Source organism: Allosaccharopolyspora coralli (genome assembly GCF_009664835.1).
In the GTDB taxonomy this organism is placed as follows: domain Bacteria; phylum Actinomycetota; class Actinomycetes; order Mycobacteriales; family Pseudonocardiaceae; genus Allosaccharopolyspora; species Allosaccharopolyspora coralli.
Genome location: NZ_CP045929.1, coordinates 3,914,095 through 3,940,931 on the forward strand (window position 1 = coordinate 3,914,095; position 26,837 = coordinate 3,940,931).

Sequence of the window (26,837 nt, forward strand, 5' to 3'; positions counted from 1 at the left end):
GCGCACGGACGGGCTCGGCCACCCCAGCACATGACGGGGTGTCCGGGCCCGTCCTTTGTGCGTGCAGACGAACGGAAACGGGAGTTGAGCAGCAATGGGGATCAGTAAGCGACGGACGGGCGCGGAGTTCCGCGCGATGATGTGGATGGCGCGGCACCCCGGCATGAGTACGGCCCCGGCGTTCCTGGGTGCGGGTGTGCTCGAGTTGGGCCCGGTCACCGTGGGCAGCGCTCTCGCCGGGACGGCTGCGGCCGGGCTGGGCTGGTATCGGGCGCACCCGGATTCCTACGACAGCTACGCGGGCCCGGTGCTGCGGGCGTTTCGCCGCCGGTGGCTGCGCTACGTCGGCACGCGGTGGCGCGACATTATGGAGTCCTGCGGGCTCTCGAAGACCAAACGCAACACCGACCACGTCCTGACCCCGCGGCTGATGCGGGTGCGCTCGGCCGCCCCGTCGATCGACACGCTGTATGTTCGGCTGTTGCGGGGCCAGTCGGTCAAGCAGTTCCAGGACCGCCACGGCGAGTTGGCGGCGGCGTTCAAGGCCGACACCCTCGGCATCACCCCCGTCAAACCCCAAGTCGTGGCCATCACCGTCGTCCGCGGCAACCCGTTCGCCGACGTCATCGAGGCCACCGACATCCCCGCCGAAGCCAGCGATGTGGACTTCTCGGCGATCGAGCTGGGTGAGGACGAGTACGGCAACACCTGGACCGAACCCCTCGCCGGCAACCACTGGCTGGGAGCCGGGGCGATGGGCTCGGGCAAGTCCTCGCTGATCTGGAACGCGCTGCGAGCGCTGGGCCCGGCCATCCGGGACCGGCTCGTGGTGGTGGACATGTGCGATCTCAAGGGCGGCATGGAAACCAGCCAAGGCCGCCCCCTCTTCGACCACTACGCCACCGACCCAGCCCACGCGCTCGAAGTCATCGAAGCCTTCCGCGACGAACTCAAAGACCGCGAAGCCCTCCTCGCCGAGCAGGGCGCACGGACGTTCACCCCGAGCGTCCAGACGCCGTTGCGGGTGTTGATGATCGATGAGCTGGCGATGATGACCGCCCTCGGCGATGCCAGCATCACCCGCACCGCCACCAAGGTCCTCGCCGAGATCCTCACCCAGGGCCGTGCGGCCGGGTTCTCCGTCTGCGTCTACGTGCAGGAACCCACCAAGGACATCGTCCCCATCCGAGATCTGTTCACGCGGCGGATGTGCCTGCGGGCGTTGACGGCGCTGCATCCGGACATGGTCCTCGGCGACGACGCCCGCGTCCGCGGCGCCATCGCCGACGAAATCCCCGCCGACCCGGAACACGCCGGGATCGGGTTCCGGGTCGATGACCGCACCCGCCGTCCCACCCGAGTCCGCGCCGGATACGTCCCCGACAACGGGATCACCGAACTCGTGGCCACCTGCACCCCGGACAGGGCCGAGTCCAACGTCATCGCCCTACCCGAGACCCGCGATCCCGGCGACGACACCCAGGACGACGACACCACCACCGAGAACGGCGACCTCGACGACTTCGAGGACGAGATCGAGGTCATCGACGCCGACGACACCGACGACGATCAGGAGGACATCGCATGAGCACCCCCACCCTGACCCGCACCACCCAGCACAGCGGGTATGCGGCTCCGACCGTGGACCGCCACACCGGCGGCGTCTGGTCGCAGACCCTCGACCACCGCGAGCAGCTGTGCCGCCTCGTGGTCGACACCCGCCACCCCGACCAGCCGTTCTACCTGCACGCCAAAGCCGCCCTGCGGCTGAACACCGAGAAACCGATGGGACGGCTACATGCGCGGGTGTGCCCGACCTGGCGGTGGGCCACCGCCACCGACCTCGACCACCACACCCACTGAACCGGAGGAACCCCACCATGCAGCCGCTGTTGCACATCACCTTCACCGGCAAAGGCTTCGCCGTCTTCCTCGGCGTCATCCTCACCGTGATCGCCACGATCGGGATCGTCTGGCTCGTCTTCGGCACCACCCCCGCGATCCTGCTCGCCATCGGCCTCACCCTCCTGATCCAGGGCATCAAAGCCCTCGTCCGCTTCGACTAACCCGCACACCGCAGAAGGGAGGTGAGCACAATGGACACCGCCCAGAACGACGAGGACGTGAAACCGAGTCGGGCGCACCGGTGGCTGGCACCGACCTCGCTGGTCATCGTCGCCCTCGCGGCCGTGATGGGCTGGGCCGCGAGTTTCGTCGGGCTGCACGCGTACGGACAGCACGCTATGGCCGGGTTCGGGTTCTGGTCCGCGTGGTTGCTTCCGGCGACCTTCGACGGGGCGGCCTTCGCCTGCACCCTGATGACCTACCGCTCCTCGCTACACGGACGCTCCGCCGCACGCGGACGAGCCCTGATGTGGGCATTCACCGCCGTGAGCGCGTGGATCAACTGGATCCACCAACCCACACCGGACACCCGCCTCGTCGCCGCCGGACTCCCCGTCGCCGCCGTCGCCGTGTTCGATGTGGTCCTCGGTGAACTGCGGGCCGACTACGAGGCACGTCACGGACGGCAGGCGTTCCGGCTGCGCCCCGGGCTGCTGGTGCTGCGGTGGCTGGTCGACCGCACCGGCACCGCATCGGCGTTCCGGGAGCGGATCACCGCCATCCCGGTCGCCCAGCTCGCCGGACTCGCCACCGACTCGGCGACCGAGGCAACACCGGAACGCACACCAGCACCGGAAACCGCGGACACGGCACCACCGGTCGGGGTGAAGCTACCGGCCGAGATGACCGAGAAGATCCGCCACGCCCACCACGAGGCCACCCAAGCGGGCCGGGAGTTCACCGCGGCCGACGTCCGTGCACTGGTCAAGGTTCCTGCCGGGATGGCCGACCGGATCGTGGCCGACTTGCACACCCGCAACGGACACGCCCTGATCGGAACGCACTAACTGAATCTAGAGACCCACCCAGCTCGGCGGACGTGTCGAGCCACTGGGCCGGGGCGTCCGCCGCTTCCCACACCGGAGGTGACGCGATGCCACCCGGCACCGTTGATCGCATGACCCGCCGCATGCAGGCGACGGACTATCGCAGCTGGCGCGAGCAGGTCGAACGCACCGGAGGCTGCACCCACCCCGTGAAGATGAGCGGCCACCACTCGATCACCGACCGAACCACCGGCGCCGTCCTCTCTTCCCATACCGGCCAGATCATGGCCCCCTGTGGCAACCGCCGCGAAAGCGTCTGCGTCGCGTGTTCGGACCGCTACGCCGCCGACGCCTTCCACCTCCTGCGTGCGGGCCTGTCCGGCGGAACGAAGGGCATCCCCGAGCAGGTGTCAGAGAAGCCGCGGCTGTTCGTCACCCTGACCGCTCCGTCGTTCGGCCCGGTCCACAACCGCCCCACCACACCCAACGGGAAACGTCGCCCGTGTGCATGTGGCCGGTGGCACCACGAACACGACCCCGCCCTCGGACAACCGCTCGACCCCGAGACGTACGACTACACCGGGCACGTGCTCTGGCAAGCCCACGCCGGACTGCTGTGGGGACGGTTCCGCACCCACCTGGCGCGGCACCTCGCGCGGGCGGCCGGGATCACCGTCCGCGAGTTCTCGAAGCACGCGCGGATCTCGTTCGCCAAGGTCGCCGAATACCAACGACGCGGACTCATCCACTTCCACGCCGTCATCCGCCTCGACGGACCCGACGGACCCCTGGATGCCACCCCGTCATGGGGCAGCACCGAAGTCCTCACCGACGCCGTCCACGCCGCCCACGCCACCGCTCGCCTCACCTCCCCGGAGGTCGACGGGCACCGCTGGGCCCTCGCCTGGGGTGCGCAGGTTGACGTGCGCCCCATCCGCCCGGCGAACGCCTCCCAGTTCGGGGACGAACACGGCGTCATCACCGACGACCGGCTCGCCTCCTACGTGGCCAAGTACGCCACCAAGGGCACCGGCAAATCCGAAGCCACCGACCGCCCCATCCGCTCGCAAGGCCACATCGACCACCTCGCCGTCTCCGAGCACCACCGACGCATCATCCGCACCGCCTGGTCGCTGGCCGCCCCGGTGCCGTGCCCGGACTGCCACCCGAACGGCGAACACACTGGTGAGGGCTGTGGATGCCCGGTCGGCAGTTGCGAGACCTGCGGCGGTGGCGGACTTGTCAGCCGCACCACCCTTGGCCACCACTCCGGCCAACTGGCCCCGGAGAAGTCGGACCCGATCGACGCGCTCAACCTCCGGCGGTGGGCACACATGCTCGCCTTCCGCGGGCACTTCCTATCGAAGTCCCGCGAGTACTCCACCACCTTCGGCGAGCTCCGCGACGCACGATCCCAGTTCCGCCACGAAGCCGCACTCGACGCCCTCGGCATCACCGACCCCGACTCGGTGCTCGTGGTCAACCACTGGGACATGACCTCAGTCGGCCACCGCGACGACGACGAACGCGAACTCGCCGCCGCCATCGCCGACAACCACCGCCAAGCACGCAAACACCGCCACACCAACGAAAGAAAGGACTGACCATGATCCGCAACCTGTGGAGCCCCACCGACGTCGCCGACTACCTCGGCGTGCCCGTCCAAACCGTCTACGGGTGGCGAAAGGTCGGGTCTGGACCGCCGGGGCGTCGCGTGGGCAAACACGTCCGCTACAAGCCCGACCAGGTCGAAGCCTGGTTCGACGGCCTATGCGAAGGGATCATCTGATGGCTGACATTGATGACCGCTGGTACCGCAAGGGTCCAGATGGCGAGGACATTCCGACCCCGCGTCACGGTCAGGGGTCACGCTGGCTTCTGCGGTGGCGCGACCCCAGCGGCGTCCAACGGAAGAAGAGCTTCAAGCGCAAGGCGGAGGCCCAGAAGTTCGCGACGGATGTCGAGCACCGGATGCTGTCCGGCTCGTACGTTGCACCGCACGCGGGTCGGGTTCTGGTGGACGAGTCGGCTCGTCAGTGGCTCGACGCTCAGGCGCACCTCTCGCGGTCCACATTCGCTCGGTACGAGATCGCAGTGAACACGCATATCCGCCCGCGTTGGGGGCGCGTGCAGCTTGCGGCAGTGACTCACGCCGACGTGCAGCAATGGGTCTCGGCGTTGGCCCGGGAGTACTCCGCTGCCTCGGTGATCAAGGTGCATCGGGTCTTCTCGCAGATCATGTCGTGGGCAGTACGGGATGCTCGGATCAGTCAGAATCCTGCGGATGGCGTCCGGCTCCCTCGGCCTGCACCACCGGACCATCGATATCTCGATCACCGCCAGGTCACCGAGTTGGCCGACGCGTGCGGGACGAGCGGGCTTGTCGTGCGGTTTCTTGCCTACACGGGGCTCCGATGGGGCGAGTTGGCTGCATTGAAAGTCAAGCGAGTGGATCTCGTGCGGCGACGTGTGCTGATCGCCGAGTCGGTGACCGAGGTCAACGGGGAGCTGGTGTGGGGCACCACGAAGACACACGAGCGGAGGTCGGTCCCGCTTCCTCGGTTTCTTGCGGAGGCCGTGGCACACCTCGTGGCGCACCGGGCGTCCGACGACCTGCTGTTCAGTTCGCCGCGTGGGGGTGTGCTCCGCGTGCGGAACTTTCGGCGTGGAGTGTTCGACCGTGCGGTCAAGGAGGTCGGACTGACCGGATTTCACCCACATGAGCTACGTCACACGGCGGCTTCGTTGGCGATCGCTTCGGGTGCAGACGTGAAGATCGTCCAACAGATGCTGGGCCACAAGACCGCGACGATGACGCTGGACCTCTACGGCCACCTATTCCCGGACCGGTTGAACGACATCGCTGATCGGATGGACCGTGAGGCATGTGCCCCAGATGTGCCCCGCGAGTGATCTTGGCTCACGGCTGCACCGCTCTGACCTGGGCGCCCTCGGCAGGACTCGAACCTGCGACACCTGCCTCCGGAGGGCAGTGCTCTATCCGCTGAGCTACGAGGGCACGTCTTGCTTGTGATGCACACCTTATCGCATCACTACTCCCGGCCCGGCGGGGGTCCAACTGGGTGTCGGAGAGGGCACACCTGGCACCGATTGCATTCATGCGCATCTCACTATATATCTGGACGGGGAGGTATGGCGATGGGTCACGGACACGGACACGGGACGGCAGCCGACGGCGTCAGCGCCTCGGCGCAGTACGTCCGCAGGCTCGCATTGGCATTCGGAGTGCTCGCCGTGTTCTTCGTGCTCGAGGCAACCGTCGGGTACCTCAGTTCCTCCCTAGCGCTACTCTCGGACGCCGGTCACATGCTCACCGATGTGCTCGGCGTAGGCATGGCCCTCGCCGCGATCATCACGGCGCGCAGACCCACAAAGAGCAACCGTACCTTCGGGCTTTACCGAGTCGAGGTCCTCGCAGCACTGGCGAACTCCGTCCTACTCTTCGGCATTGCCGCATACATCCTCTACGAAGCGGTCGGACGATTTCGCGAACCCACCGAAGTCGCCGGCCTACCGGTGATGTTGACGGCCACGGCCGGCTTGGCCGCCAACCTCGTCGCGTTCGCGCTACTCCGCCCCGGATCGCAGGCAAGCCTGAACATGCGGGGCGCATACCTCGAGGTCCTCGCTGACACGGTCGGCTCAGTGGGAGTGCTGATCGGCGGATTTCTCACCTGGGCGTTCGGCTGGTGGTACGTGGATCCCCTCGTCGCGATCGGAGTGGGACTGTTCGTACTCCCGCGCACCATCAAGCTGGCGCGACAGGCACTCCGGATCCTGGTGCAGGAAGCACCCGAACGTGTCGATGTCCCGAAGCTCGAGCAGGACCTCACGCATCTGCCTGCCGTGACCGAGGTTCACGACGTTCACGTCTGGACCCTCACTTCCGGCATGGAGGTCGCATCGGCTCACCTCGCGACTCGGGCCGACGCCAACCCTGGCGACGTACTTCTGGCCGCACAACAGATGCTGCGGCAGCGATACGACATCGACCACGCGACCCTTCAGGTCGAGTCCTCCGAGTGCGCCCGCCGATGCGCCTCGCTCCGTTGGTGACAGTAGGGGAACTTTCCTGTCACCCGTGACAGGAAAGTTCCCCTACTGTCACGGCATCGGCTGGCCGCAGTGGTCACCCCGGGCGAACGGCGCGCGCCCGTCCGTGTGCCGAAGGTGCCTCACGTAATCGTGATGACCGGGAGCCCAGATCGAACTGGGCCGCCATCGGGCCAGCAGATTCAACCACTGATTTACACATTCTGATGAACATAAAGATCACTTACTGTGCACGGAGTGATCGTTGCGCCCGTTCATCGGGACCCGGACCGGTGAGCCGCCACGCACGGACAGACACGGTTGATCCTGTTGCTTCTGGGGCATCTCCGCTGCTCACGATCGTTGTTACAGCTCAGTGAGCCGCCAATGGCGACTACACGAACGCGGCATTGCACCACCGAAACGTTCACACTTGAGGCCCATCGAGCACGATGCACCCATCGAGCGACAACTCGGCGCGTCGGCGACACCAGCATCGCCACGATCAGTGTTTGGATTCGGAACACTAGCCACGACAATCCGACTTTTTGATCTTCAAACCGTCGAAATGCCAGTTCAGAGGCCTAGCGTCGACGACGGTAGACGAGAGATCAACGAAAGGTAGTGTCCTGGCCGGAAACCCCGCAGCACCCGGAACGGCGCAATCGCCCGACGAGACCGGAAGCGAGCATCCGTTCCGACTCCCCGAACCTTCGAACTCGGTGCAGTGCGGGAAAGAACTGCCGCGCACAACTGATGGACCCCCGATCCACCATTCACACGCGCTGTTGCCCCGAAACCCGACGGCGCGAGAAGGGACTGCGTCGTGAGCAGGACCGACGACTCGGCCACGGACGCGCCGCGCTCATCCCGATGGGCGACCATCACACATTGGCGCAACTGGCGACTGGTCACGAAACTCGCGGCCGTCGTTCTGGTTCCCGCAGTATTCGCACTCACGTTGGGCGTTCTCCAAGTCCAGGAGCAGGTCGCCGACTCCGCCGAGTACGCCCGCAGCGACCATGCCGTCCAGGCTGCCACCGCCCTCCGCGCGACCATCGGAACGCTGCAGGAGGAACGAAGCAGCGCGGCCGAATACCTTGCTCAAGGCAACGTTTCCGCACCGAAACTCCAACAAGAGTTCGCGACCACCGACCGACAGAACGCCACCAGCGCCGACCGGTTCCGCGAACACATCGACCGGGATCCCGTCGTGGGGTTCAACCACGAGAATGCCCAAGAACAACTCGACGAGGCACGCGCGCTCCGCGGCGACATCCTGGCCGGAACCGCCGACCCCGTCGTCGTCATCGACACTTATAGCGAAGCGTCGCGAGCACTGCTCGCTCTCGACCGTGCGCTCACAGTGCAGGTCGCCTCGCCCACACTGAACTCGACGTCCAACGCTTCGCATGCCCTAGCCCAGATCGGCGAGGAACTCAGTCTGCAACAAGCACTCGTCCTCGTCGGTGTGCTTCGCGACTCGCTCACGTCGCAGAGCAAACGCAGCCTCGAGTCGAGTGAGGTACGCCGTGTCGCTGCGACCGCGGAATTCCGTTCTGTGGCCACGGAAGCACAACGTGCCGAGTTCGATGACATCATCTCCTCGGCAACCTCCGCCTCTCGGGACCGTTCCCTCCAGCTCGCCATGGGAGCACCGGGAGAAGACATCTCGGACGGACTGTCGCCGTTGATGGTCAGCGCCACTATGTGGAACGACCAGTCCCAGTCCGCTGTCGACAGCATCCTCGAGTTTCAGTTCCGACTCGATTCGAACCTGCATCGCACCGCTTTCCAGCTCAGTGAACGCGCCAGTAATCTGGCGGGCGCTCACGCTGTGATCCTGCTCTCTGCTCTCGCCGTCGCGGCTCTCATCATCGTGCTCATCGGTCGCCAGTTGCTCGGCTCGCTCGACCTGTTGCGTCGGGCGGCACTCATGACCGCGCACAAGCAGCTCCCCCAGGCCGTCTCGCGTATTCGTGCAGGTGAGCAGGTTCGAGCTGATATGGAACGTGTTCCGGTGCACACGACCGAAGAAGTCGGCCAGCTGGCCAGGGCCTTCGACGCCGTCCAGAACCAGGCCGTGGAACTGGCTTCCGAACAGGCAGAACTCCGCAAGGCCTACAGCGACTCGTTCGTCAACGTGTCGCGGCGCAGCCAGAGTCTGCTCGAACGACAGCTGCGGTTGTTCGAAGCGCTCGAGCGCGACGAGGAAGACCCCGATCATCTGGCGACGTTGTTCCAACTCGACCACCTCGCGACCCGTATGCGACGCAACAACGAGAACCTCATGGTCCTGTCCGGATCGGAGTTGGCGCGGCGGTTCACCCGCTCCACGAAGCCGGCGGATCTCATCCGGGCTGCGGTCTCGGAGATCGAACACTACCCCCGGGTAGTGGTGCATCCGATGCCGAACGTGCAGGTCGTCGGTTACGCGTGCAGCGACTTGGTGCGGTTGTTCGCTGAACTCCTGGACAATGCCGCGAACTTCTCGCCGCCGAACACATCCGTCACCGTGACGGGACGATACGGGGATGACGGGTCACTCGCGATCGACATCGTCGACGAGGGTTTCGGGATGCGCGAAGCGGAGATCGCCGCCACCAATCACCGCATCCGCACCGACCACGAGAGCGAAGCATCCACGTCGAGGAGGATGGGACTGTTCGTGGTGGCGCAACTTCGGGCGCGCCACGACATCCGTTGTCAGTTGCATCCCGGGCGGGACGGACGAGGCATCCGAGCGACCACTGCGATCCGAGCGGAAATGCTCGTTCCCGAATCCGGCGACTCCTACACCCGGACGAACAAGCGGACGGGCGACAACGCACGTCCCCCCAGCACCATGTCCGACCGTGACGCGGACACATTGCTGACCTCGTTCGATTGGGAAGCGGCCGAACAGGACGCCAACACACGCAACGGCGTCACGCGAAACGGGTTCTCCTTGCCGCCGGGGGTCACGATTCCCGACCAGGTTCGCGACGAGAGTTCGCGCGACGGCAGCATGACGGATGCAGTGGAGGCGGGCGAGTCCTTCGCATCTCACGGCCTTTTCGAGCGCGGTGACGAGAACACGAGCGTGCCATCGCGGCGACCGTCGGCCTTCGAAGAACCCGCCGAGTCATCCGCGAGCGGTCGCGACAGCACCGAATCCGAGCCGCCGTCACCCGGGTCGGACGACGAGGACGAAACCCCGATCTTCGATGATCTCGCCTCAGCCTGGTTCCAGGTCTCACGCCCCACCAATCCTGCGGACCGTCGCTGGCCCGCCAAGCCCGCAGGGAGTGACAGTAAGGGAACTTTCCAGTCACCGATGACAGAAAGGTTCCCATCATCGCACCACGACACTAGCGAGGACGGGACGGCTCACTGGGACTTCGCGACGGATGCACACCAGGCGCGGGCCGAAGACGTCTCGCGAACCGAACCGGCCGAGTTCACCGAAGCCGGCCTTCCCCGTCGAAACCCCCAGGCACACCTACTCGCCGGCAGCGCTCAACTCGACGATGACCGGCCCCGGTATCGCGACGCCACGATCACCCGGAACCGCCTCGCGAGCTTCCAAAACGGAGCTCATCGGGCACGACACCGACTGGAGCCCGAGCGAAGCGGGGCCGCCCCGGGGCGGCCGACCAGCACCCTCGCCCCGACGGTGCAGACGGTTACTGAGAGGCGTCTCGCGGACGAGGCCGAACTCGAGTTCACCGAAGCCGGCCTGCCGCGTCGCGTTCCACGAACCCACGTCATTCCCGAGTCTGAAGCGGATTCGGCGCCCGCCATTGACCGGAGCCCTGAACTCGTTCGGGGTCGTCTGGCCGGTTTTCAACGTGGCGCACGCCAGGGACGACACACTCTCGCGGAGCCGCCGACAGAAGAACCCGATGACCAGCGCTGACAGAAGAGTGTCCACCTTACGGGCAGGAGGCTGCATGAACTCCGAGCAATCCCATCCCAGCCAGTTCGGCTGGTTGATCACCGACTTCACTGAACGCGTACCCGGCGTCGCGCATGCCGTAGTGGTGTCGGCCGATGGCCTGTTGCTGACCCGCTCCGAGAAGTTGCCCGTCGACCGAGCAGATCAGCTCGCCGCGATCGCATCAGGTTTATTGAGTCTCACCCATGGTGCGGCGCGGTGCTTCGAGGCAGGTCGCGTCACCGAGACGATCGTGGAAATGGACAGGGGGGTGATGCTGCAGATGGCGATCAGCGATGGCTCGTGCCTGACGGCGCTGGCGTCTCCCAACTGCGACATGGGCCTCGTCGCCTACGAGATGGCGTTGTTGGTGGAACGGGTCGGCCAAATGCTCACGCCGGAGCTGCGAAACCAGTTACAAGGCGCCGATCCCGTGATGACCGCACAATCCGTGTGAGTGGGTCATGAGTACCCCTCTCCCCGGTGCCCAGGACGACAACCGCGATGACGAGATCGCGAACATTCTCGGCAACTTCACACTCGGAGCGGGCAGCCGCGTCCGCGCCGCACAAGCTGCTGACCGCTCCGCCGAAGCCGCGAACAGAGGCGACACCCAGCACGAGTACCCGTCGTCCGCACACTGGTCCGAGCCAGAGTTTTCCAGTGCCGTGGAAGCACACACAGAGGAAGAACCTGCCACCGCTATCCGTCCGTATGCGTGGACCGGCGGAAGAACGCGGACGAAGCACATTCTCGAAGTGGAGACCTTGGTGTCGACCAGCGCAGTCGCGGCAAGTCCCGGCGCGGGCCGACTCGAACACGAGTCGGTTGCCGAACTGTGCCGCGAGCCCAGGTCCGTTGCCGAGGTTGGCGCACTGCTCGGTGTCCCCATCGGAGTGGTCAAAGTGCTACTCGGAGACATGGCGGACCTCGGTTTGGTGTCGGTTCACGACACGGTCAGTGACAACGGCAGCGAGTCACATCTGTTCCTGATGGAACGAGTCCTGAGTGGACTACGACGACTGTAACCGGCGATCGAAAGCCCTGACGAAGCCCGGTGACTACGAGGGAGAACCCATGACATCCGAAACACTGGCGAGTGTCGCACCCGCCAAGAAACCCGGGGCGACAAGCTCCGCCAAGATCATCGTGGCTGGTGGATTCGGCGCCGGCAAGACGACACTCGTGGGCTCTGTCTCGGAGATCGTTCCTCTGACCACCGAAGCCGTGATGACGGATGCGAGCACCAGTGTCGACGACCTCACCTCCACACCTGGGAAACAGTCCACGACCGTCGCGATGGACTTCGGGCGTCTGTCCATCGACTCCGAACTGATCTTGTACCTGTTCGGCACACCCGGCCAGCATCGGTTTTGGTTCATGTGGGACGACCTCGTTCGCGGTGCCATCGGGGCGATCGTCCTGGTGGACACGCGACGCCTGGCGGACTGCTTTCCCGCCATCGACTTCTTCGAACATCGCAAGCTGCCTTACGTCGTGGGCGTGAACTGCTTCGACGGTGCCCTTCGACACCGAGTCGAGGAGGTCCGCGACGCGATCGCCGTTGACGAGGACGTCCCGGTCGTGCCCTGCGATGCCCGCAAGCGTGACGCGACCAAACAGACACTCATCCGCATGGTCGAGCACTCGATGCACACCTGGGCGGCGAAGTGACAGTACGGGAACTTTCCACGCAGAGATGACCGGAAAGTTCCCGTGCTTGCAACGCTGACAGGTGTGTCCGACACGCGTCTTCTGACCCATGCAGCCTCCCGACTCCGCGCGCTCCTGGCCGGATATTGGCAGGCATGCCGAGCCTGTCACCCGTTCTTCCCAGCGGCGAGCAACGTCGCGTCTTCCACGTCGCCGAACTCGAAAAGCTGGGAGTTTCCCAGTCAACTTCGTATCGACGCTCGCGAGCCGACGGTCCATGGACGCGCCTCGCCCCCGGGATCGTTCTCGCCGCTGCGGGACCACCCACGGTCGATGACCGAATACAGGCAGCGCTCCTACACGCCGGGCCAACCTGTGTCATCACCGGAATGCACGGCGCTCGTCGGTACGGATTGACCGCGCCACCAGAGGATTCACCAGTCCACGTGCTCATACCACACACACGGCGCGTTCAGAGCTATCCCATGATCGTCATCGAGCGGACGACCCGGATGCCGCAGCCTGAAGACCGCGATGGCGTGCCGTGCGCACCACCCGATAGGGCCGTGACGGACGCGGCACGGACATGGCAGACCCGAGAACTGACTGAAAAGCTGCTGGTCGAGGCGACACAACTCCGTTCGCGGTGTCATCCTTCTGCCCTCGCCATCGAGATGGAGCGTGGAAGTCGGCGTGGTACAGGACTACCACGAGAGATCCTTCGCGAACTGACCGTGGACTTGCGGTCCGTGGCAGAACTCAATGCTTGCCGGCTGCTCCGCAAGACCGACCTCCCCACTCCGCAGTGGAACGTCGCAGTCTTCGACGCCAACGGGCGGTTCGTCGCTTGCCCGGACATATGGTTCGATGACGTGGCGCTTGCTGTGGAGGTCGACTCCTTCCAATTCCATTTCTCCCGAGCTTCGTACGCTGAAACGCTCACACGCAACAGTCGATACGCCGCGAACGGCATCGCGGTTCTGCAGCTTCTGCCACGGCAGCTCACGGACAGATCTGGCACCGTCGTCGCGAGCATCCGAGCAGCCTATGACGCAGCGGCCGCGCGCCAAAGGCCAGAGGTGACCATGCGTGCGTCCCGTACGTAGGCTGCCCTTACGCTGAGTCCTTGGCGCTGCCGGCGCCGCCTGACAACCAACTCACGAAGGGTCTCGAGAAGGACCTACTGATCGACAGTGACAGTAATGTTCCCCTACTATCACGCATCACAGCACCTCGCGGGCGGGCATCCAGTCGAGGCTGCCTCCGGGAACGGGGGCGTCGCGGCCGTACGGGGTGCGGGTGAAGATGAAAGTGCACAGGTTCAGATGCGTGACTTCACCCTGTGGATCCCTACCAATGCGCAAGGGTTCCCCCTGGTAATAGCCGTCGAGCCCGACCCACGTGCCGTCGCGTCCGGGCCGGAAGCGGGAGCTCCGACCTTGCCCCTCCCAAGGCGATAGGTCGAGCAGTCCATCGGGAAGGATCTGGAGGACATACGGCGTCGGCCCCCAAAACCACTGCCCTGTCAGCGGGAGCCAGTCCGGGGGAACATCAAGACTGGGCGTCCAGGGCTCCGGGATTCTTGGCTCGTGCTCCTCAAGAATGTCGAGCAAATCAGTAGCCAGGCTACTGCGAGGTCCGGCAGTGCTGTTCGCGAAGAACACCACTCCGGTCTTGTCGTTCGGGTCGGCCATGGCCATTGCCACGAATCCTGGCATGGAACCGCTGTGACCCGCGATACGTCGTCCAGCGTGCCTCCACAACTGAAATCCCAGACCCGCCCCCATCAGCCACTCGTCGCCGTCACTGACTGACCCTGGCGAGCGCATCTCCGTCACCGTGTCCGGGTGAAGGACCTCTCCCGAATCCCCCATGACGAATCTGAGCCATCGACCGATATCGTCCACTGTGGACCACAACTGGCCGGCCGGGGCCATCGCACCGGCGTCCTCCGCCGGCTCAGGGTGAACGACGTCGGCCCATGGATGCACAGCCCAGCCTTCGGCGTGCGGGACGACCGGAGACAGAGTCGTCCGAGTCATCTCAAGCGGTCGCAAAATCTCCAGCTCGAGGGCCTCTGTCCAATCCCGTCTGCGCACACGGCTGATCAGTTCTCCGAGTAGGCCGAACCCCGTGTTCGAGTAGTGGAATCCGTGCTTCGGTGCCGCACGCATCGCGTCGGAGTCGACGCAGTCGACGAACTCCTGTGCTCCCACCCCCGGTACACGTTCCCACCACGTGCCGGGCGGCTCCGCCCCGAGCCCGCTCGAATGGGACAGGAGGTCAGCTATGCTGCGGTCGCCCACAGCGGTCCCGGGAACATAGTCGTCGAGCTGGTCCGCCAGGTCGATCAGGCCCTCGTCCCGCAACCGCAAGACGAGCGCGGCCACGAACGTCTTGGTGATCGATCCGATCCGGTACTGCGTGTTCCGCGTCGGTTCGCTCCCCCGAACTCGACCGCGGCCACGGGTCCAGATCAGTTCACTGTCACGGACCACACCCGCCACCACGGAGGGAGTACGGGTTTCGCTCTGTTCGACTGCGAGACGACGGAACAGCGCGCGCTCGGTTGCTGGGAGAAGGTTTCCTGACATGCGCTCATGCTTTCACGCGGCCCCGATAGCAGTATGGGAACCTTCCGATCACATGTGACAGGAAGGTTCCCATACTTTCACGCTCTACCGATCGGGTCGGCCGGCGTTTTGGGGGCGGCCGGGGTTGGCTTGGTCCGGTCGTTCCGGGTTAGGCGGCCCGCCGGGTTCGCTCGGCGCGCCCTGGCCGTTGTCCGGCGAGGGCTGCTCGGCGGGCGGCTCTGGCGCCGGCGGAGGGGGCGGGGCAGCCGAGCCTTCCGGCAGTTCCGCGACCGGCAATCCCTCGTGGATCTTCGTCATCGCGTCATACCATGTGCGCGCCGGAACCTTCCCGCCGAAGATATTGCCGCCGCTCTTCCCGCACAGATAAGGCGGCGCGTCGCCGCCGGCATCACAGATTCCCTCGGGACTGTCTCCGTCCGCGTAGGTCAACACCGCACCGGCCATCTGCGGAGTGGCGGCCAAGAACCCGGCGGACCGGTGCTCCTGAGTCGTTCCCGTTTTGCCGATCATCGGACGGGTCCACCCGGCGTCCTGCGCCGCCTGGTGTGACGTGCCGCCCGGCAGATCATCTTTACTCATGCCGACCGCGAGATCGTTTGCCACGTTCGGGGGAACAACCTGCTCACACGGTTCCTCATTGAGCGGAACAAGATTGCCGTTCCGGTCACGTACCTCTTCGATCGGGCTCGGTGGGCAGTACATGCCGCTGCTCATGATGGTGGCACCGACGTTGGACAGCTCCAATACACTCGTCGGCGTGTATCCGAGCGTGAAAGCACCCCGGTTGGTGTCGTTCACGGTCTGAGCCTGCGACTTCTCGCCTTCCTCGAGGGGCTGACCGCTGGTGTTGACGCCGTTCATGCCGAACCTCAGCCCCAGTTTCGACGCCATGTCGACGACGTTGTTCAGGCCGACTCGTTCCTGCAGCGCGACGAAACCAGTGTTTGGCGAGGTCGCGAGAGCGTCCTGCAAGGTGCGCGGCCCCGGATCCACACCGTCGGCGTTACCGACCGTGTACGGCGCGGTCCCGTTCTTGTAGACGTTGGACGTGTACGTCTCCGGCACGGAAATCGTGTCGTAGATGCCGACACCCTGCGCGATTGCCGCAGCGGCGGTGAAGACCTTGTAAATCGAGCCCGCGCCGAACGGTTGGACCCGGCTGACGATGTCGTAGGCGGTCTGCCCCTTGCTCGCCTCGTTGCCGTAGTCGCGGTTCGCGACGAGAGCACGGACCTTGTGCTTGTCCTGCCCGGGTTCCACGACGGCCATCGCGTTGGCGATGCCCTCGGTCTGGGTGGGCACACCCGCCTCCGCTGCGGCCTTCGCCGAATCAGTGGCTTTGCGGTCCATGGTGGTGCGAATCGTGTACCCACCGGACTTCAGCTGCTCCATGTCGATCCCGGAACGTTCCAGATAGTCCGTGACGTAGCTGCAGAAGAAGCCGTCGGTCGTGCCGTCACCGACACCGACGCAGCCGTTCGGCGGACGCCCCAGCTCCGGCAGCACACCCAACGGTTCCTGCTTGGCGATCTCGGCATCACGTTCGGTGATGCGAATGTTGTTGCCCTGGTCCGCCATCAGGTCGATGACGAGGTTGCGTCGTTGCAGCGCTTCTTCGGGGTTGGTGCTCGGGTTCAACGAACCCGGCTTGTTGACGATCGCCGCCAGCAGTGCGGACTGGGCGATCGTCAGTTGTTCCGGAGGAATCCCGAAGTACGTTTGCGCTGCTGCACCGACACCGAACGTCTGATTTCCGAAGGGCACCACGTTCAGATAAGCGGCGAGAATGTCTTCCTTGCTCATGGTGCGTTCGAGTTCGACGGCGATCCGAGCCTCACGCAGCTTGCGGGCGATCGTCGTCTCTTTCGCCTGGTGTGCTTCCACCTCGGAGCGGGCGACCACGTGCACCAGGTAGTTCTTCACGTACTGCTGGGTGATGGTCGACGCGCCCTGAGCCGTCCCGCCAGTGCTCACGTTGGTGGCGAGAGCGCGCATGGTGCCTTGCCAGTCCACACCCTGATGATCCCAAAACCGTTTGTCCTCAACCGCGGTGATCGCCGACTTCATGGTGTCGGGAATTTGTTCAGGCTTCGTCTCCACGCGGTAGTCGTCGAAGAAATAGGCGATCGGTGCGCCGGCGTTGTCCGTGACGACCGACACCTGCGGCATGTCCTTGTTGGCCAGTGAGGTGGACGTATCCGACATCGCTGTGGCTGTCTGATTCACTGCGGCACCCGAGCCGACCGCGACCGGCAACAACAGGCTGGCGACGAGCACCCCTGCAACGACGCACAGCCCGAACATCTTCAACAACACGCCGCTGCGCACGTCCGCCCCAATCACTGTTCTCATGCGACCACCGACGTCGACCGGGTTGAGCAGACACGGCACCATGTCTGCACGGAGAACACGCAGCACACGTCAGTGGGCGCCACGCGACGTCGTCGGATGTGTTCCTTGTCGTCACTCAACCTGTTTGATATCACATCGCGCCGACAACATCGCGTGGCATCCCGATAGTGGGTGTCTTCTCACTTGCCTGAGCAGCCAGCTGTCGAGCACACGACGTCACGCTGCGGCTAGGAACGGTCCGCCTCGTCAAGTTCGGCGAGGTAGCGGTTGTACTCCGCCATTTGCGGGTCATCGTCCGCGGAGACACGGGGCGCCTGCGGCGGAACCAGCGGACGGCCGTGTGTGGACTCCTCCGCCGGCTCGTCGTCGTGCTCGGTCTGCTCCGGCACAGCGTCCATGCGGACCAAGCGATACCAGAAGAACAACGTGAACAGGCCGAACAGCGGCCACTGCAGCGCGTAACCGAGATTCTGGAAGCTGCCACCGGCTTCGTGGGCGCGATCCCACTGCCACCCGGTGAGAACACCGGTGGCGATCACGGCCGCGAGGAACAACGCATGCAGCAGGAGCCACCGCGGCGTAAGCAAACTGCGGTTCACAGCATCGATTCTAGCGCTGGGGATGGGAGACGGCGGTGACAGCATGGGAACCTTCCTGCCACAAGTGCACGGAAAGTTCCCATGCTGTCACGCTCCGCGAGACGGCTGGTCGGTGAGCTCGGAGAGCGCTCGTTCGGCTTCGGCGAGTTCTTGCTGCAGCTGTTCCACCCGAGCGCGCTGCTGTTCGCGGGCGGCTTCGAGCAGCGGCTCGACAGCTCCCGCAACGTCCTCGTGCAACGCCTCGGCAGCGTGTGCGACCGCAGAGGCGCTGACCGGCGCCTCCTTCAGCACCCGTTTCTTGCCGGTCGTGACGTCGACGATCCACTGGCCACCGGATGTGGAGGTCAGCGTGATGACAACCCCAGGCTGCTGGCCGGTCTTTCGTTGAGCCGGAGGTGCCGCGGCGGCGGTCTTTGTGCTCGTCGCTCGCCCACGTGCGCCGTGGCCGCCTGCTGACTGTCCGGCCGATGCCTTCGACGGTGCCCGCGCGTGCGACGCGCCCGATTCGTCGGAGCGACCCGAAACGCTCGTCACGGCACCCTCGGCAGCGCTGGTCTTCTTGCTCGACGCTACTTTCCCTCGGCCCGAGGAGGTCTTCCGCTGACGCGATGGCCTGCTCATGGTCACTTCGCCGGCCGAGAACGACAGAACATCTTGCGAACCAGCCGGTTTGACCTGGATAAAGTCCCCTTCGTCCAGATCGCCCAACGAGACGACCTTGCCGGAACGGCCCTGCGTCACACCGACCGCAGCCTGGGTGAACCAGACGGTCGGTGTCCTTCCTGCGGCGAGATCCGCTCGCAGCCCACGAATCTCGTCGGACGAGAGCGCACCGGTCTGAGCCATGACATCCTTCCGCCAGAATCCACCGAACGGCCGGGTTCCGGCCGGACTACGAGACGGCCCGTCATCCGCTCGACGTCCGTGACCTGGCGGCACTTCGGTGGACCGGGACCACAACGACCGGACCAGCTTATCGAACGTCCGTGCGAATACTCAACGCCCGTCTGCACGTGCGATCTCGTAATCGGAACGGTCGAGCTTGCGCGTCCACGCCCAGTACGTCCAGCTGAACCCAGGCCACAAGGTACGGTTCACGCCGTTCTCGTCCAAATACCAGCTCTGACACCCACCGGACGACCACACCGCGTCGGACAAGTTCTCCTGAACCTTCGTGTTGAACTCGTCCTGCACCGACTGTCGCACGTCGAACAGGTCCACTTCACCGTCGACGACGGGCTCCAAACACTGCATCACGTGGTTGAGCTGGGATTCGATCATGAAAACCACGGAATTGTGCCCCAGGCCCGTGTTTGGACCGAGAAGAAAGAACAGATTGGGGAATCCGGACACGGTCATCCCTAGGTACGCCTCCATCCCGTCCGCCCACGCTTCCTGCAGCTTCCGGCCACCGCGACCCGTGATGGCCAGGTCGTCGAAAGCATCGGTGACGTGGAATCCGGTGCCGAAGATGATGGCATCAACTTCGCGCTCGCACCCCTCGTCGTCGATCACAGAATTCTCCGTGATCTCCCTAATCCCATCGGTGTGCAGGGCCACGTTCGCACGGTTCAACGACGGATAAAAGTCGTTGGACAGCAGAATTCGCTTGCACCCCATCGAGTAATCCGGTGTGACGACTTCGCGAAGCTTCGGGTCGTGCACCTGCTTACGAATGTGGCGCTTCGTCGCCCACTGAGAGATACGCTGAAGGAATCGGTTGCGCAGGACGGCGACGGACCGCAGCTCAAGCACCCAGTATACGGCGGCACGAGCGACCTTCTGGGCTAGTGGAACCCGCCGGAAAATGGTGCGCACCCGCGAGGGAACCCGGTGATCGGGTTTGGGCTGAATCCACGGCGGCGTGCGCTGAAAAAGGTGCAGCTGGTCCACTTCTTTCGCGATCTGCGGGACGAATTGAATCGCGCTCGCTCCTGTTCCGACGACAGCCACGCGCTTCCCCGTGAGGTCGTAGTCGTGGTTCCAGTCGGCAGAATGGAAAGCCTCGCCCTGAAATTTCTCCATCCCCGGGAGGTTTGGGTAGCTGGGGATGTGCAGCGCACCGAGACCGGAGACAACAGCCTTGCCGATGAACACCCGACCGTCGGCGAGGTGCACGCTCCAGCGACGGGTGTCGTCATTCCACTCGGCACCGGTGAACTCGGCCTCGTAACGAATGTGCTCGCGGACTCCGTAAGTGTCGACGCACCGCTCGAGATAGTCGCGGATCTCTTGTTGTCCAGCGAAGGTTCGAGACCAATCCGGATTCTGCTCAAAAGAGAAAGAGTACATCACCGAGGGCACGTCGCAGGCGCAGCCGGGATAGGTGTTGTCGCGCCACGTTCCACCGATGTCGTCGTCCTTCTCGAGCAGAACAAAGTCGTGGATTCCGGCCTTCTTGAGCCGGATCGCGGTCCCCAGGCCGGCGAACCCCGTGCCGATGATGACGACCGAGGTCATGGACGCCTCGGTCTTTTCCGCCTGCCGTTGCTGCACGTCGAACCTCCGGACCAGCCGCTCGCTAGTTGACTCCGCAGTAGGTTACTACGAGTAGGTTACTTCCGGTAGGGTACGGTCGTGCAGCCACGACCCACCGCTTCAGCCCCGCGGCAACAGGCCACGCGACACCCAACCCGCAAGCGCCTTACCAGGGCGGAACGTGAACAACAGATCCTTGTCGTCGCGGAGCGGGTGTTTGCCGAACGCGGCTACCAAGGGGTGTCCATGGACGACATCTCTCACTTGGTCGGCTTGTCGAAGCCGATGCTCTACGAGTACTTCGGCTCGAAAGACGGTCTCCTGATTGCCTGCCTCGAGCGGGCCAAGAGAGAGCTGTTGGAGGCGACGAGCGCCGCTGCTGCGGCGGCGACCGAGCCGGCGCAGCTCATGCACAACTGCTTCGCCGCCTTCTTCCGGTTCGGTGACGAGCACGCGCAGTCGTGGGCGCTGCTACGCAACGAATCGGCCATCCCGAGTGTTCCGATCAACTCGGGGCTCGAGGCCATCCGGCGCCAACAGGTCGAGTTCACCTCCGCGCTGATGCAACAGATACGCCCCGACATCGACACCGAACGGCTCGAAGTGTTCGCCGAAGCGTTGATCGGCGCGTGCGAACGGTTGGCGCTCTGGCGGGAACAGCACCCCGGAACCAGCCCCGAAGAAACCGCCGACCACCTACTGGCTCTGGCAGGTACTGGCCTGTTCCCGCCCGAGCGGCAGGCGTGACAGCAAGGGAACATTCCGCGCACCGGTGACAGGAAAGTTCCCATACTGTCACCCGGCGCAGGCCGGGGGTGTTGGCGGAACGTGTGCCGAGGTTCGGGTGTGGACGCGTCGTCATCCACTCTTTCGAGGGGCACCGGAGTTCGACGGTCAAGATCGTGTGGCGGGGCGCCGATGCGGAGCTCGTCGGTCGTTCATCTCGAGGGCGAGCGTCGCGCTCGCCTCAGCACGGAGAAGGCTCCGCCTTCGACGGCAGGCGCCCTACGGCCGCCGGACGACCGCGCCCAACAACGGAGACCAAGGAGACACACTTGCGCCCCTGGACCACGCGCTCCCTACAGGCAGCGGTCGCCGCCGCCGGGATCGCCGCAGCCGGAACCGGCACGGCGACTGCGGCCGGCAGCTCCGCACTGACCGACGCGCCTGACGACATCCGGGTCGACGTGCCCGCTGACACGTGTGTGATGCCTGACGGTGTAGCGCCGGATAACAACATCGCACCGTGTGCGGACGTGAACGTCACCACGAGCACGCCCAACGTGGTGAAGACCGCCGGCGCCGACATCACCACCATGGCGCACGGGATCGAAGGGGAATTGCAGGACGGCCAGCCTGTCCTCGCCCCCGGCAAGCCGAACCGCGTGCTCGGTCATGCCTTCGCCGAGACCACTCGCATCGAGAACATGACGCAGACACGCCCGAACCTCGGCGTGGACGTCGAGCCGGGGCGCACCGGCTTCCTCGACCAGACCCGCCCCGGCGGCGGGCTACTCGACGCCGAGGTGGGGCCACGCGGTCCCTCGCACGAGGGTTTCTCCGCGGCCGACACGGCCGTGGACCTGACCGCGGCACAGGGCCACGAAGTGGACCCGATGTTCGAACCGGTCGGCATGGTCACCTCGGCCACCGAGCAGACCCCGCTGCAGAGTCCCGGCGAGCAGGTCGGCGTTCCGGCTCCGGCCGAGATGATCCCCGCTGTGCAACAGGTTCCTGCGACCACGAAGCTCGACGACGCCGCGACACGCCCGTTGCAGCAAGGAGTCGCCGACATTCAGGAAGGCATGGCGCCCGTGCTGACACCGTCGGCGTCGACGGTCGGCCACCTCGTCAGCGAGAGCGGCACGCCCGTACTCAACTGAACTCGCGTTCCTGTTCTCCGAGCCGTGGATCCCTTTCGGTCCACGGCTCGCAGTTCGTCCATAGTGGATCAACCAAGGTATGAATTTCCCTCATATGCGATGCATTCGGTGATCACCTCATCGGGCTAAATCCGCGCCACAGTGGCTTCTCGGCTCGACTTGCCGACGATCAATCAAGCAGGATCTGACGCACTCACGGGACATGATCCGGAAATCGAATCCGGGTCCTGTGAGGAATGGGATCCCCAACGTCGAAGGAGAAACACGATGCGCACCAGTGCACGTGTCGCAGGAGTGGCCACTGTGGCCGCTGGCATGTTGGCTGTCGCGTCCCCCGCGTTCGCCGACAGTTCGGACAACGAGGGTGTGAACCTGGGCAACGACAACAACATCAGCGCTGTGCCGGTTCAAGCGTGCGGTAACAACGTCGGCGCCGCGATCGGCGCGGCCGTGCCGGTGCTGTCGCCCCAGACTGCCGAGTGCGTCAACGCGCCCGTGGTGGACCACCCCTCCGTCGAGGGCTGAGCACCATCCGCACATGCTGAGGGCGTCGGGTCCGGGGACCCGACGCCCTCGGCGTGTCGTTCCCGATGATCAAGCGGAGGCGGCCGCCACGACGCCCGTGTCGGGCTCACCGATGTCGAGCGACTCCCGCAGTTCCGCCTTGCGCAGCAAGGACTTCGGGGGCGTGAACCGATCGCCGTACCGGTCGGCGAGTTCCTCGGCGCGAGCGACGAAACCGCTCACGCCACCCTCGTAGCCGTTGATGAACTGCACCACTCCCCCGGTCCACGGCGGGAAGCCGATCCCGAGGATCGAGCCGACGTTGGCGTCAGGCACCGACTCGAGGACACCTTCCTCGAAACAGCGCACCGTTTCCAGCGCCTCGACGAACAGCATCCGTTCCTTCAGCTCGGCGAAGTCGAGCGTGCGCGGATCGATCTCGTCCGAACCGAAGGCCGCGGCGAGGCCGGGCCAGAGGCCGACACGCTTGCCGTCCTCGTACTCGTAAAACCCGGCTCCGTGCGCTCTACCCTTGCGGTCGAACTCGTCGATCATGCGATCAAGGACGCCGTCCGCTGGGTGCGGGTTCCACGTGCCGCCTGCTGCCTCCACCGCCTTCCGGGACTCGTCACGAATTCGGCGAGGCAGTGTGAACGTCAGTTCGTCGAACAACTGCAGCACCGGAGCCGGATAGCCTGCCTGGGCCGAAGCCTGCTCGATGGACTGAGCGGGGACACCTTCGGAGAGCATCGCGACGCCTTCGTTGAGGAAGGTGCCGATGACGCGGCTGGTGAAGAATCCGCGACTGTCGTTGACCACGATAGGCGTCTTGTTGATGGCGCGGACGACGTCGAAGGCTTTCGCCAACGCCGCGTCGCTGGTCTGCTCACCCCGGATGATCTCGACCAGCGGCATCTTGTCGACCGGGGAGAAGAAGTGCAGGCCGATGAAGTCCTGCGGGCGCTGCACACCCTCGGCGAGTCCGGTGATCGGCAGCGTCGAGGTGTTCGACGCCAGGAGTGCGTCCGGGGCGACGACCTTCTCGACTTCGGCGTGCACCGTGTGCTTGAGCTGGGTGTCTTCGAACACGGCCTCGATGACGAGGTCGCAGCCGGCGAGGTCGTCCGCCTGATCGGTCGGGGTGATCCGCGAGAGCAGCGCGTCCTTCTTTTCCTCCGTGGACCTCCCCTTGGCGATGGCTTTGTCCAGCAGTGTCCGCGAATAGTCCTTGCCCTTGTTCGCCGCGTCGACGGACACGTCCTTGATGAAGACCTCCATGCCCGCCTTGGCGCACACGTAGGCGATGCCGGCCCCCATCATTCCGCCGCCGAGAACGGCGACCTTCGAGGCGTTCCACTGCTCGATTCCGTTCGGCCTGCTGCCGCCCGAATTGACGTGCTGCATGTCGAAGAACAAAGCCTTGATCATGTTCTTGGACGTCTGTCCGCACACGAGATCCAGGAAGTACCGGCCCTCGATCAGCAGCGCCGTGTCGAAGTCGACCTGCGCGCCTTCGACTGCGGCGCTGAGAATGTTGCGCGGGGCGGGCATCGGGGCGTTCTTGAGCTGCTTGCGGAGGTTGGCCGGGAACGCCGGAAGATTCGCCGCGAACTTCGGATTGGCCGGGTCGCCACCGGGAATCTTGTAACCCTTCCGGTCCCACGGTTGCGTGGCCTCCGGGTTGTCCTTGACCCACTGCTTGGCTTTCGCGAGCAGCTCGTCGGCCTCGTCCGCGAGATCGTCGACGAGGCCGACGTCTTTGGCCTTACCGGGGCGCATCTGCTGGCCCTGAGTGAGGACGTTGATCAGCGCATCGGCGATACCCAGCATGCGAACCGTGCGCACGACGCCGCCTGCGCCGGGCAGGAGGCCGAGGGTGACCTCGGGGAACCCGAATCGGGCACTCGGAGTGTCGAGCGCGATGCGGTGGTGGCAGGCGAGGGCGATTTCCAGCCCGCCGCCCAGGGCGGTGCCGTTGAGCGCGGCCACGACCGGTACCCCGAGGGTTTCGACACGTCGCAGGAGCGCCTTGTTGGTGGTGACCGTTTCCGTGACGCGCTCGAGGTCGTCAGGGCGGGCGCGCAACAGTTCGTTGAGGTCGCCGCCTGCGAAGAACGTCTTCTTGGCCGACGTCACGACGACGCCGGTGATGCCGGCGCGCTCGTCCTCGAGGCGCTGCACGGTCTCGCCCATGGAGCGCAGGTAGCGCTGATTCATGGTGTTGGCTTGCTGCTGGGGGTCGTCCAGGGTGAGCACGACGATCCCGTCGGCGTCCTGTTCCCAGCGGATGGTGCTCTGCTCACTCATGTGCGTATCCCTCATGCGGTGCGTTCGACGATGGTGGCGATGCCCATACCGCCGCCGATGCACAGCGTGGCCAGGCCGTAGCGCTGTTCGCGGCGTTCGAGTTCATCGATGAGCGTGCCGAGGATCATCGCGCCGGTGGCGCCGAGGGGGTGGCCCATGGCGATGGCGCCGCCGTTGACGTTGACCTTGTCGTGGGACAGGTCGAAGTCCTTCATGAACTTCAGCGGGACCGCGGCGAACGCTTCGTTGATCTCGACGAGGTCGATCTGGTCGATGGTCATGTCGGCCTTGGCGAGCGCCTTACGGGTCGCCGGGGTCGGGCCGGTGAGCATGATCGTCGGGTCGGCGCCGCTGAGTGCGGCCGAGACGACGCGGGCTCGGGGTTTCAGTCCGGTGCGCTGCCCGAGGGATTCACCGCCGATGAGGGCGAGTGCCCCTCCGTCGACGATGCCGGACGAGTTACCCGGGGTGTGGACGTGGTTGATCTTTTCGACCCAGTGGTACTGCTGCAACGTGACGGCGTCGAACCCGCCCTGTTCGCCCATGGCCTCGAAGGACGGGTTGAGTTCGCCCAGCGATTCGACGGTGGCTCCTGGCCGCATGTGCTCGTCACGGTCGAGCAGCACCGTGCCGTTGCGATCTTTGACAGGCACGACAGACTTGGCCATGCGTCCGTCCGACCACGCTTTCGCTGCCCGAGTCTGAGACTCGGCGGCGTAGCCGTCGATGTCGGTGCGGTCGAAGCCTTCGAGGGTGGCGATGAGGTCGGCGCCGATGCCTTGGGGGACGAAGGACGTAGCGAGATTCGTCTCCGGGTCCATCGCCCAGGGGCCTCCGTCGGAGCCCATCGACACGCGGGACATTGACTCGACGCCACCGGCGAGGACGGCGTCCTCCCAGCCGGAGCGGACCTTCTGAGCGGCGGTGTTCACAGCTTCGAGACCGGAAGCGCAGAACCGGTTGAGTTGGACGCCGCTGACCGTGTCCGGGAGCCCGGCGGCGAGGGCCGCGGTCTTGGCGATGTCCGCGCCCTGATCCCCGACCGGGGAGACGACACCGAGCACGATGTCGTCGATGAGCTGCGGGTCCAGTTCGGGATGGCGTCTGCGTAGTTCGTCCACGAGCCCGACGACCAGGCTGATCGGTTTGGTCCCGTGTAGTGACCCGTTCTTCTTGCCGCGCCCCCGTGGGGTGCGGATCGCGTCGTAGACGTACGCCTCGGACATGGGCGTCGTGCCTCCTCGGTACGGCAGGTACTCCATTCAGAGTGTGACAGCATCGCTGTCACAGTCAATGGCGACAGTAAGGGAACTTTCCTGTCACTGGTGACAGGAAAGTTCCCTTACTGTCAGAACGCGGTCGTCCACGAGAGGGTTGGGTGGACTGGAGGTTGATGAGGACGCACGTAACGCCACGAGCGAGGCCTTCCACGCTGTCATTCCTACGACGCCGAGCAGCGTGAACAGGGTGATCAGCGGCAGTGCGCCGCTCACGCGCTCCATCCGAGCGAGTTCAGCGACGGATCCAGGTCCTGCTCGTACACGACCACTCCTGGGTGGGGTTCGTGCTTGTCCGCACGGCCTGCAAGGCGCTCCCTCAGAGCGGCT

The 26,837-nt window shown here is 65.1% G+C and carries 23 protein-coding genes and 1 tRNA gene; 16 read left to right on the forward strand and 8 right to left on the reverse strand.

Annotation, left to right across the window (positions count from 1 at the left end; genetic code table 11):
• Positions 1 to 94: 94 nt before the first annotated feature.
• From GIY23_RS18250 to GIY23_RS18280, 7 genes are all read left to right on the forward strand, one after another.
• Entirely contained in the window at positions 95 to 1,588 is a 1,494-nt protein-coding gene (locus GIY23_RS18250) for a cell division protein FtsK (protein ID WP_187351931.1), read from the forward strand.
• Positions 1,585 to 1,863 (forward strand): hypothetical protein, encoded by a 279-nt coding sequence (locus GIY23_RS18255; RefSeq protein ID WP_154077780.1) that lies wholly within the window; start codon positions 1,585 to 1,587, stop codon positions 1,861 to 1,863. The genes GIY23_RS18250 and GIY23_RS18255 overlap by 4 nt, the downstream gene beginning before the upstream one ends.
• Positions 1,864 to 1,880: 17 nt before the next feature.
• Positions 1,881 to 2,066: a hypothetical protein gene (locus tag GIY23_RS18260; protein ID WP_154077781.1), complete on the forward strand. Its 186-nt coding sequence runs from the start codon at positions 1,881 to 1,883 to the stop codon at positions 2,064 to 2,066.
• A 30-nt stretch (positions 2,067 to 2,096) separates the two neighbouring features.
• A complete protein-coding gene (locus tag GIY23_RS18265; RefSeq protein WP_154077782.1) occupies positions 2,097 to 2,912 on the forward strand; it encodes a DUF2637 domain-containing protein in 816 nt (271 codons plus the stop codon).
• A gap of 110 nt (positions 2,913 to 3,022) precedes the next feature.
• The gene (locus GIY23_RS18270) at positions 3,023 to 4,495 is read left to right on the forward strand and encodes a replication initiator (RefSeq protein ID WP_154077783.1); all 1,473 of its coding nucleotides are present in this window, start codon (positions 3,023 to 3,025) and stop codon (positions 4,493 to 4,495) included.
• Between the two features lie 2 nt (positions 4,496 to 4,497).
• A complete protein-coding gene (locus GIY23_RS18275; protein ID WP_154077784.1) occupies positions 4,498 to 4,680 on the forward strand; it encodes a helix-turn-helix domain-containing protein in 183 nt (60 codons plus the stop codon).
• Complete coding sequence (locus GIY23_RS18280; RefSeq protein WP_154077785.1) at positions 4,680 to 5,804, forward strand: tyrosine-type recombinase/integrase; 1,125 nt, start codon at positions 4,680 to 4,682, stop codon at positions 5,802 to 5,804. Before GIY23_RS18275 ends, GIY23_RS18280 begins: the two co-directional genes overlap by 1 nt.
• A 33-nt stretch (positions 5,805 to 5,837) precedes the next feature.
• On the opposite strand, the gene GIY23_RS18285 is transcribed toward GIY23_RS18280, so the two are convergent.
• Positions 5,838 to 5,910, reverse strand: a tRNA-Arg gene (locus GIY23_RS18285).
• Positions 5,911 to 6,050: 140 nt separating this feature from the next.
• Between GIY23_RS18285 and GIY23_RS18290 the strand changes: the two genes are divergently transcribed.
• The 6 genes from GIY23_RS18290 (at position 6,051) to GIY23_RS18315 (ending at position 13,619) form a co-directional block, all read left to right on the forward strand.
• Complete coding sequence (locus tag GIY23_RS18290; RefSeq protein WP_187351932.1) at positions 6,051 to 6,968, forward strand: cation diffusion facilitator family transporter; 918 nt, start codon at positions 6,051 to 6,053, stop codon at positions 6,966 to 6,968.
• A gap of 802 nt (positions 6,969 to 7,770) precedes the next feature.
• Positions 7,771 to 10,842 (forward strand): sensor histidine kinase, encoded by a 3,072-nt coding sequence (locus tag GIY23_RS18295; protein ID WP_154077787.1) that lies wholly within the window; start codon positions 7,771 to 7,773, stop codon positions 10,840 to 10,842.
• Positions 10,843 to 10,876: 34 nt separating this feature from the next.
• The gene (locus GIY23_RS18300) at positions 10,877 to 11,317 is read left to right on the forward strand and encodes a roadblock/LC7 domain-containing protein (RefSeq protein WP_154077788.1); all 441 of its coding nucleotides are present in this window, start codon (positions 10,877 to 10,879) and stop codon (positions 11,315 to 11,317) included.
• A 7-nt stretch (positions 11,318 to 11,324) separates the two neighbouring features.
• Entirely contained in the window at positions 11,325 to 11,888 is a 564-nt protein-coding gene (locus GIY23_RS18305) for a DUF742 domain-containing protein (protein ID WP_154077789.1), read from the forward strand.
• Positions 11,889 to 11,937: 49 nt separating this feature from the next.
• The gene (locus GIY23_RS18310; RefSeq protein WP_154077790.1) at positions 11,938 to 12,534 is read left to right on the forward strand and encodes a GTP-binding protein; all 597 of its coding nucleotides are present in this window, start codon (positions 11,938 to 11,940) and stop codon (positions 12,532 to 12,534) included.
• Positions 12,535 to 12,998: 464 nt separating this feature from the next.
• Positions 12,999 to 13,619 carry a hypothetical protein gene (locus GIY23_RS18315; RefSeq protein ID WP_154077791.1) on the forward strand — a complete coding sequence of 207 codons (621 nt, stop codon included), beginning with the start codon at positions 12,999 to 13,001 and terminating at the stop codon, positions 13,617 to 13,619.
• 117 nt (positions 13,620 to 13,736) lie between these two features.
• Here the strand turns inward: GIY23_RS18315 and GIY23_RS18320 are convergent, their stop codons facing one another.
• The 5 genes from GIY23_RS18320 to GIY23_RS18340 form a co-directional block, all read right to left on the reverse strand.
• Positions 13,737 to 15,107 carry a serine hydrolase domain-containing protein gene (locus tag GIY23_RS18320; RefSeq protein WP_154077792.1) on the reverse strand — a complete coding sequence of 457 codons (1,371 nt, stop codon included), beginning with the start codon at positions 15,105 to 15,107 and terminating at the stop codon, positions 13,737 to 13,739.
• Between the two features lie 84 nt (positions 15,108 to 15,191).
• The gene (locus tag GIY23_RS18325; RefSeq protein WP_228717376.1) at positions 15,192 to 17,459 is read right to left on the reverse strand and encodes a transglycosylase domain-containing protein; all 2,268 of its coding nucleotides are present in this window, start codon (positions 17,457 to 17,459) and stop codon (positions 15,192 to 15,194) included.
• 227 nt (positions 17,460 to 17,686) lie between these two features.
• Positions 17,687 to 18,058, reverse strand: coding sequence for a hypothetical protein (locus GIY23_RS18330; protein WP_154077793.1), 372 nt, complete (start codon positions 18,056 to 18,058; stop codon positions 17,687 to 17,689).
• A gap of 87 nt (positions 18,059 to 18,145) precedes the next feature.
• A complete protein-coding gene (locus GIY23_RS18335; RefSeq protein WP_154077794.1) occupies positions 18,146 to 18,904 on the reverse strand; it encodes a DUF6319 family protein in 759 nt (252 codons plus the stop codon).
• A gap of 150 nt (positions 18,905 to 19,054) precedes the next feature.
• The gene (locus GIY23_RS18340) at positions 19,055 to 20,518 is read right to left on the reverse strand and encodes a flavin-containing monooxygenase (protein WP_154078956.1); all 1,464 of its coding nucleotides are present in this window, start codon (positions 20,516 to 20,518) and stop codon (positions 19,055 to 19,057) included.
• 117 nt (positions 20,519 to 20,635) lie between these two features.
• On the opposite strand from GIY23_RS18340, the gene GIY23_RS18345 reads away from it, so the two are divergent.
• The 3 genes from GIY23_RS18345 (at position 20,636) to GIY23_RS18355 (ending at position 22,944) form a co-directional block, all read left to right on the forward strand.
• Positions 20,636 to 21,283 carry a TetR/AcrR family transcriptional regulator gene (locus GIY23_RS18345; protein WP_154077795.1) on the forward strand — a complete coding sequence of 216 codons (648 nt, stop codon included), beginning with the start codon at positions 20,636 to 20,638 and terminating at the stop codon, positions 21,281 to 21,283.
• A gap of 308 nt (positions 21,284 to 21,591) precedes the next feature.
• Positions 21,592 to 22,419: a hypothetical protein gene (locus GIY23_RS18350; protein ID WP_154077796.1), complete on the forward strand. Its 828-nt coding sequence runs from the start codon at positions 21,592 to 21,594 to the stop codon at positions 22,417 to 22,419.
• A gap of 267 nt (positions 22,420 to 22,686) precedes the next feature.
• Positions 22,687 to 22,944 (forward strand): hypothetical protein, encoded by a 258-nt coding sequence (locus tag GIY23_RS18355; protein WP_154077797.1) that lies wholly within the window; start codon positions 22,687 to 22,689, stop codon positions 22,942 to 22,944.
• Positions 22,945 to 23,013: 69 nt separating this feature from the next.
• On the opposite strand, the gene GIY23_RS18360 is transcribed toward GIY23_RS18355, so the two are convergent.
• Positions 23,014 to 25,230, reverse strand: coding sequence for a 3-hydroxyacyl-CoA dehydrogenase NAD-binding domain-containing protein (locus GIY23_RS18360; RefSeq protein ID WP_154077798.1), 2,217 nt, complete (start codon positions 25,228 to 25,230; stop codon positions 23,014 to 23,016).
• A gap of 11 nt (positions 25,231 to 25,241) precedes the next feature.
• On the reverse strand, positions 25,242 to 26,456 hold the full coding sequence (locus GIY23_RS18365; RefSeq protein WP_154077799.1) for an acetyl-CoA C-acetyltransferase: 1,215 nt from the start codon (positions 26,454 to 26,456) through the stop codon (positions 25,242 to 25,244).
• Positions 26,457 to 26,837: the final 381 nt, after the last annotated feature.

Bases quoted from the DNA above. Each gene is read 5' to 3' on its own strand.
- GIY23_RS18250 (WP_187351931.1), top strand. From the start codon at position 95: ATGGGGATCAGTAAGCGACGGACGGGCGCGGAGTTCCGCGCGATGATG.
- GIY23_RS18255 (WP_154077780.1), top strand. From the start codon at position 1,585: ATGAGCACCCCCACCCTGACCCGCACCACCCAGCACAGCGGGTATGCG.
- GIY23_RS18260 (WP_154077781.1), top strand. From the start codon at position 1,881: ATGCAGCCGCTGTTGCACATCACCTTCACCGGCAAAGGCTTCGCCGTC.
- GIY23_RS18265 (WP_154077782.1), top strand. From the start codon at position 2,097: ATGGACACCGCCCAGAACGACGAGGACGTGAAACCGAGTCGGGCGCAC.
- GIY23_RS18270 (WP_154077783.1), top strand. From the start codon at position 3,023: ATGACCCGCCGCATGCAGGCGACGGACTATCGCAGCTGGCGCGAGCAG.
- GIY23_RS18275 (WP_154077784.1), top strand. From the start codon at position 4,498: ATGATCCGCAACCTGTGGAGCCCCACCGACGTCGCCGACTACCTCGGC.
- GIY23_RS18280 (WP_154077785.1), top strand. From the start codon at position 4,680: ATGGCTGACATTGATGACCGCTGGTACCGCAAGGGTCCAGATGGCGAG.
- GIY23_RS18290 (WP_187351932.1), top strand. From the start codon at position 6,051: ATGGGTCACGGACACGGACACGGGACGGCAGCCGACGGCGTCAGCGCC.
- GIY23_RS18300 (WP_154077788.1), top strand. From the start codon at position 10,877: ATGAACTCCGAGCAATCCCATCCCAGCCAGTTCGGCTGGTTGATCACC.
- GIY23_RS18305 (WP_154077789.1), top strand. From the start codon at position 11,325: ATGAGTACCCCTCTCCCCGGTGCCCAGGACGACAACCGCGATGACGAG.
- GIY23_RS18310 (WP_154077790.1), top strand. From the start codon at position 11,938: ATGACATCCGAAACACTGGCGAGTGTCGCACCCGCCAAGAAACCCGGG.
- GIY23_RS18315 (WP_154077791.1), top strand. From the start codon at position 12,999: ATGATCGTCATCGAGCGGACGACCCGGATGCCGCAGCCTGAAGACCGC.
- GIY23_RS18320 (WP_154077792.1), bottom strand. From the start codon at position 15,107: ATGTCAGGAAACCTTCTCCCAGCAACCGAGCGCGCGCTGTTCCGTCGT.
- GIY23_RS18325 (WP_228717376.1), bottom strand. From the start codon at position 17,459: ATGAGAACAGTGATTGGGGCGGACGTGCGCAGCGGCGTGTTGTTGAAG.
- GIY23_RS18335 (WP_154077794.1), bottom strand. From the start codon at position 18,904: ATGGCTCAGACCGGTGCGCTCTCGTCCGACGAGATTCGTGGGCTGCGA.
- GIY23_RS18340 (WP_154078956.1), bottom strand. From the start codon at position 20,518: ATGACCTCGGTCGTCATCATCGGCACGGGGTTCGCCGGCCTGGGGACC.
- GIY23_RS18355 (WP_154077797.1), top strand. From the start codon at position 22,687: ATGCGCACCAGTGCACGTGTCGCAGGAGTGGCCACTGTGGCCGCTGGC.
- GIY23_RS18360 (WP_154077798.1), bottom strand. From the start codon at position 25,230: ATGAGTGAGCAGAGCACCATCCGCTGGGAACAGGACGCCGACGGGATC.
- GIY23_RS18365 (WP_154077799.1), bottom strand. From the start codon at position 26,456: ATGTCCGAGGCGTACGTCTACGACGCGATCCGCACCCCACGGGGGCGC.